Here is a 5,748-nt window from a genome sequence, read left to right as displayed (position 1 = left end):
TGGCTCTCCCGGCGCTCGGCCGCGCGCCGCACACTGTGTTCCGCGCGCAGCGAGCGGTACGTCGCCACCATCATGGCCACCATCACGACGCTGAACGGCAACGCGGTCATGATCGCCCCGGTCCGCAACGCCTCGAGCCCTCCGGCCAGCAGCAGTCCGGCGGCGACGGCCCCTTCCAGCACGGCGAACATCACCCGGCTCCACGTGGGCGGCTCCTGCTCGCCGCCGGACGCCAGCATGTCCACCACCAGGGAACCGGAGTCCGACGAGGTCACGAAGAACACCGCCACCAGAATGATCGCCACACCGGTCAGGATCGTACCGAACCGCATGTCCGAGAGAAGCTCGAACAGCGCGTTCTCCGGGATCACCCGCTCGAACGGGTCATCCGACCCACGGTCTACCAGGCCGCCCTCACCGTAGAGGTGGCGGTGCAGAGAGCTGCCACCCAAGACGGAGAACCACACGAACGTCACAAGCGTCGGCACGATCAGCACGCCCGCGACGAACTCCCGGATGGTGCGACCCTTGGAGATACGCGCGATGAAGACCCCGACGAACGGCGCCCAGGAGATCCACCAACCCCAGTAGAACGTCGTCCACGCCCCCTGCCAGGCTTCCCCGGACTCCCCGGTGTAGGCACTGGTGTCGAAGGTCAGCGGGACGAAGTTCTCGATGTAGGCGCCCATCGACTGGACGAGCTCGCGCAGGAAGAACAAGGTGGGTCCGAGGAACAGCAGCGCGATCAGGAAGAGTCCCGCCAAGCTGAGGTTGATGTTGGACAGCCACTTGATGCCCTTGCCGACACCGGAGACCACCGACACCACCGCGACCGACGTGATGATCGCGATCAACAGCACCGACACTGAGGTGTCCGCCTCGTCGATGACGTCGAGCGAGGTCAGCCCGGCTCCGATCTGCTCGACACCGAGTCCGAGCGACGTGGCCACTCCGAACAGGGTGCCGATGATGGCGGCGACGTCGATCACGTCTCCGAGCCAGCCCCTGACCCGCTCCGCGCCCAGCAGCGGCTCCAGCGCCCACCGGATGGAGACCGGGCGTCCCTTGCGGTGGATCGCATACGCCAGCGACAGGCCGACCACGACGTAGATGCCCCATGCATGGATGCCCCAGTGAACGAACGTCTGCGACATGGCGTACTGGGCGAGATCGGAACCTGAAGACCCGATCCCTTCCGCGCCGAACCCCTCGCCGTCGTCCGCGGCTCCGGCGCTCTCCCCGGGTCTCGGCGAGTCGTAGTGCATCAACGGCTCAGCCGCGCCGAAGAAGACGAGTCCGATGCCCATGCCGGCCGCGAAGAGCATGGCGAACCAGGCGCCCATGCTGAACTCCGGCGGCTCGTCGTCCTTGCCGAGCGTGATGTCGCCGAACCGGCTGACCCCCATCCAGATCGAGAAGACCATGAAGAGGACCACCAGGAGCACGTAGTACCAGCCGAAGGTGCCGACGATGTTCTCCTGGGCGGTGGTCAGGATCTCCCCGGCCCGGTCCGGTAACGACATCGTCAGCATGCAGACGGCGACGATGATGATCAATGACGGATAGAAGACCCATACCGAGACGCCGCCCGGTCCTTGGCGGGGCAGGTAACTCGACAGGTGGCGTGGCGTTCTGGTCTGCGACGGGCCGCTCATGAACTCGCCTCCGTATGCGACGCGTACGCCTAACGGAGATACCCCACTCGAGGACGTGTTAACTGGCCCCGAGACTCACATCCTTCCTCGTCAAGGACGGCTCCGGTGCTCTGGGAGGCTCTGGAAGGCTCTGGCCGCCCGGACCTCCCGGTGCGCGCTCGCCTCAGCTCATTGCTCGGGCGTCTCGGGGAGGTCGGGTACGTGGGGCACGTCGCCGATCTCGACGACCTTATCTCCGAACGCCGCCAGCAGCGCGTGCCGCTCCTCGCGACGTCGGCGCTGGTCGTCCGGGTCCGGAACGGGAGCGGCGGCCAGCAAGCGTTTGGTGTACTGCTCGCGGGGCTCGTGCAACACCTGTTCCCGCAGCCCTTGCTCGACCACACGGCCGTTCTCCATGACGACGACGTGGTGCGCGAGCATGTCGATGACGGCAAGGTCGTGGCTGACGAACAGGCATGCGAAGCGATACTCCGCCTGCAGTGTCATGAACATCTTCAAGACGCTGGCCTGCACCGACACGTCCAAGGCCGAGGTCGGCTCGTCGGCGACCAGCAGCTCCGGGTTCAACGACAGCGCCCGGGCGATGCTCACACGCTGGCGCTGACCACCGGAGAGCTCATGCGGGAACCGGTTGTGCGCGTTCCGTGGGAGCTCCACCGCTTCGAGCAGTTCGTAGACTCTGCGCAGCCGTTCCTCCTTGCTGCCCACCTTGTGGATGGTCATCGGCTCAGCGATGATGTCGCCGACCGGAAGCCGCGGGTTGAGCGAGGCGGCCGGGTCCTGGAAGACCACACCGATGCGTTTGTGCAGGGCTTTGCGTTCTTTCCGCTTCAGCTTCTTGAAGTCCTGCCCATACACGGCCACGGACCCACTGGTGGGCGGCAGAATGCCCAGCGCGCATTTGGCCATCGTGGACTTGCCCGAGCCGGATTCGCCGACCAGGCCCACGATCTCGCCCTGGTGCACGGTGAAGGAGATGTCCTCCGCCGCCCGGAACGACGGCTTACCGAGCTGGTGATACTCGACGACGGCATTCTTCACCTCGAGCGCGGGGACCTCGTCGGTGATGATCGGCGGAGCCTCCGTCGAAACCCCCAGCTGGGACCGCCCAACGCCCAGCCGGGGCACCGCGTCCAGCAGCCTGCGCGTGTACTCGTGCTGCGGATACACCAGCACCTGCTCGGCGCTGCCGACCTCCACCACGTCGCCTTGGAGCATCACCGCGACCCGGTCGGCCATGTCCGCGACCACGCCCATGTTGTGCGTGATCAGCAGGATGCCCGTGTTCAGCTTCTCCTTCACCGAGCGCAGCAGGTCGAGGATGTCGGCCTGGACGGTCACGTCCAGCGCGGTGGTCGGCTCGTCGGCGATGATCACCTTGGGGTCGCAGGACAGCGCCATGGCGATCACCACACGCTGGCGCTGGCCGCCGGAGAGCTCATGCGGGTACTGCTTCAGCCGCCGCGCCGGCTCCGCGATGCCCACCGCGGCCAGCAGGCCGGCAGCGCGTTCCTTGGCAGCGTTCCCGAACGCGACGCCGTGCAGCTGAAGTGCTTCGGTGAGCTGGTCGCCGATGGTGAGCACCGGGTTGAGCGCGGTCTGCGGCTCCTGGAACACCATGGCCACGTCTTTGCCGCGCATCTGCCGTAACCGGCGGGCGTCGAGCTTGCGTACTTCCTTCTCAGTCACCCGCACGACGCCGCCGATCCGGGCGTTCTTCGGCAGCAGCCCGAGCGCCGTCATCGAGGTGACCGATTTGCCGGAGCCGGACTCGCCGACCACGGCCAGCACCTCGCCCGGCCGCACCTCCAGCGAGATGCCGTTCACTGCTCTGATCTCGCCGAGGTCGGTGGCGAACTGCACCTCGAGGTCCTCGAACGACAGCACCGCCGGTTCCGGCTCACCGAGGCCGGACGGGATGGGACCACTGGGCGTCGTCGTCATCAGTCCTTGCTCCTTGTCTGCCGCGGGTCGAACGCGTCCCGCAGCCCGTCGCCGATGAAGTTCACCGACAGCACGATCGTCAGGATGGCCAGGCCGGGGAACCAGAACAGCCAAGACCTGGTGGTGAAGGCGTTCTGGTACTCCGAGATCAGCAGCCCCAGGGATGTATCAGTTGGAGGCACACCGAAGCCCAGGAAGCTGAGCGTCGACTCGAGCAGGATAGCGGCTCCGATCGCCAGCGTGATCGCCACGACGATGACTCCGACCGTTCCTGGGAGGATATGCCGGAAGATGATCCGCAGGTCGCTCGCGCCCGCTGCCCTGGCCGCCATGACGTATTCACGTTCTCTGAGCGACAGAACCTCACCCCGGACGAGCCGTGCCAGCCCGGTCCACAAGACAAGCGGAAGTACGACGGTCAAACCAAGGACGCCTCCGACCATCTGGCCGAGCACGGCGGCGAACACCAGAGTCGGCACCACGATGACGAAGTCGGTCAACCGCATCAGCACCGACTCGATCCAGCCCCGGTAGTAACCGGCCAGCACTCCCACCAAAGTACCGATGAACGTGCTGATCAGGCCGATGCCGAAGGCGATCATCAGCGACCTCTGGATGCCGCGCATCACCAGGGCGAAGTAGTCCTTGCCGATGGTGTCCTGGCCGAACGGGTGCTCACCGATGGAGAACGTCGTGAGTGAGAGCGTCGGCTCTCCGTTGCCGATCTTCGGGTAGGTCGCGGTGTAGTTCTTGTCCCACCAACCTGGGACGGGGCCGAACCCGATCGAGGTGTAGGCGAGCAACGCGACACCGGCGAAGATGATCAGTGCCGTGATAGCCGCCCGGTGCCGGAAGAACCGCCGCCGGATCAGCTGACCTTGGCTGTACGAACGGTCCTCAATGAGACCCGCGTCAGGCATCTGGTTGATCTCACTCATCGTCCATCACCGCCTAATCCGCGGGTCGAGGTAGCCGTACATGATGTCCGCCGCAAGATTCATCAGCACCGCTGCGGTCCCTGTCACCAACACGAAAGACATCACGGGCATCGGATCGACGGCCCGGAGGCCGCTGATGAACATCTGTCCCATGCCCCGCCATCCGAAGACCTGCTCGGTGACGACGGCACCGGAGATGAGGCTGGCGAAGTCGAAGGCGACGATCGTCGTCAGCGGGATGAGCGCGTTGCGGAACGCGTGCTTGGTGATCACCGCACGCTCGGACACGCCCTTGGCGCGCGCGGTGCGGACGTAGTCCTGTTCCAGCACCTCCAGCATGGACGAGCGAGTGTAACGGCTGTAGCTGGCCACCGAGATCAGTGTCAGCAGCACCGTCGGCAACAGCAGCTGCGTGCCGGTGTCCAGGAAGGACTCCCAGAAGTCGCCCTCGAAGTTCGGCGATTCGGACCCGATGGTCAAGACCGGGCGCGGCTTGAGGTCGAGCAGCGTCTCCCAGTGCGACACCGCGTGGTCCAGCACCACCATCACGCTCATGAATGCGCCGGTGATCCAAGAGACGAGCACCGCCTGCCGCCGCATGTAGCCGCCCCATGCCAGCCCGATTCCAACGCTGACCAGGATGGTCAGCACGAACAGACCCACCAGGAGGAGATAGCTCGGGTCGTCGAGGACGCCGTCAAGTGACAATGTGATGATCGCTCCGGCACCCACCGTCGTCAGCGCGGCGTACAGGACGCGGCGCTCGCTGAACCCGGTCACCAGGGACGTGACCAGAACGCCGGCAGCGGCCGAGACCAAGACCACCATGCCCAGCCCCATGGACGGGTCGCGATACCAGTTCTCGGCATCGAAGTAGGCGAGAGCGGCGACCGCCACGGCGAACGTCGCACCCGCCGTGATCAGGCGCCGTTGAGGCGTGCCGCCTAGCGCAAATTGCAGGAGCAAGCCCACGACGGCGGCTATGACGATCATCTGCGTCGCGCTCATCCCGGGATCCGCGATCCAGTCGTTGAACCGGATGGCTCCGTATTCCTTGAGCAACACGGCGGCCCAGAAGACCGGCAGGGAGAAGAAGATGAAAGCGCCGAACGTGATGACGTAGTCGAAGCCCGAATACTTCCGGACGGCGCTGATGATGCCGACGGCCACCCCGACGATGATCGCCAGGACGGTGGCACCGATCACCAGGC

Annotated in this window: 4 protein-coding genes; all 4 read right to left on the bottom strand. The window is 65.7% G+C overall.

What is annotated here, in order from left to right:
- A partial coding sequence (locus ELR45_RS14990; protein WP_165367789.1) for a BCCT family transporter occupies positions 1-1,655 on the bottom strand: 1,655 nt, incomplete at its 3' end.
- Positions 1,656-1,823: 168 nt separating this feature from the next.
- Entirely contained in the window at positions 1,824-3,599 is a 1,776-nt protein-coding gene (locus ELR45_RS14985) for an ABC transporter ATP-binding protein (protein WP_129667140.1), read from the bottom strand.
- Entirely contained in the window at positions 3,599-4,537 is a 939-nt protein-coding gene (locus ELR45_RS14980) for an ABC transporter permease (protein ID WP_129667139.1), read from the bottom strand. The genes ELR45_RS14985 and ELR45_RS14980 overlap by 1 nt, the downstream gene beginning before the upstream one ends.
- Before the next feature lie 6 nt (positions 4,538-4,543).
- Positions 4,544-5,748 (bottom strand): ABC transporter permease (locus ELR45_RS14975; protein ID WP_205856630.1); only part of this gene is annotated, 1,205 nt, incomplete at its 5' end.

The sequence above is a fragment of the Phytoactinopolyspora endophytica genome (assembly GCF_004138495.1).
Lineage (GTDB): Bacteria > Actinomycetota > Actinomycetes > Jiangellales > Jiangellaceae > Phytoactinopolyspora > Phytoactinopolyspora endophytica.
This window is presented reverse-complemented; position numbering and strand designations above follow the sequence as displayed.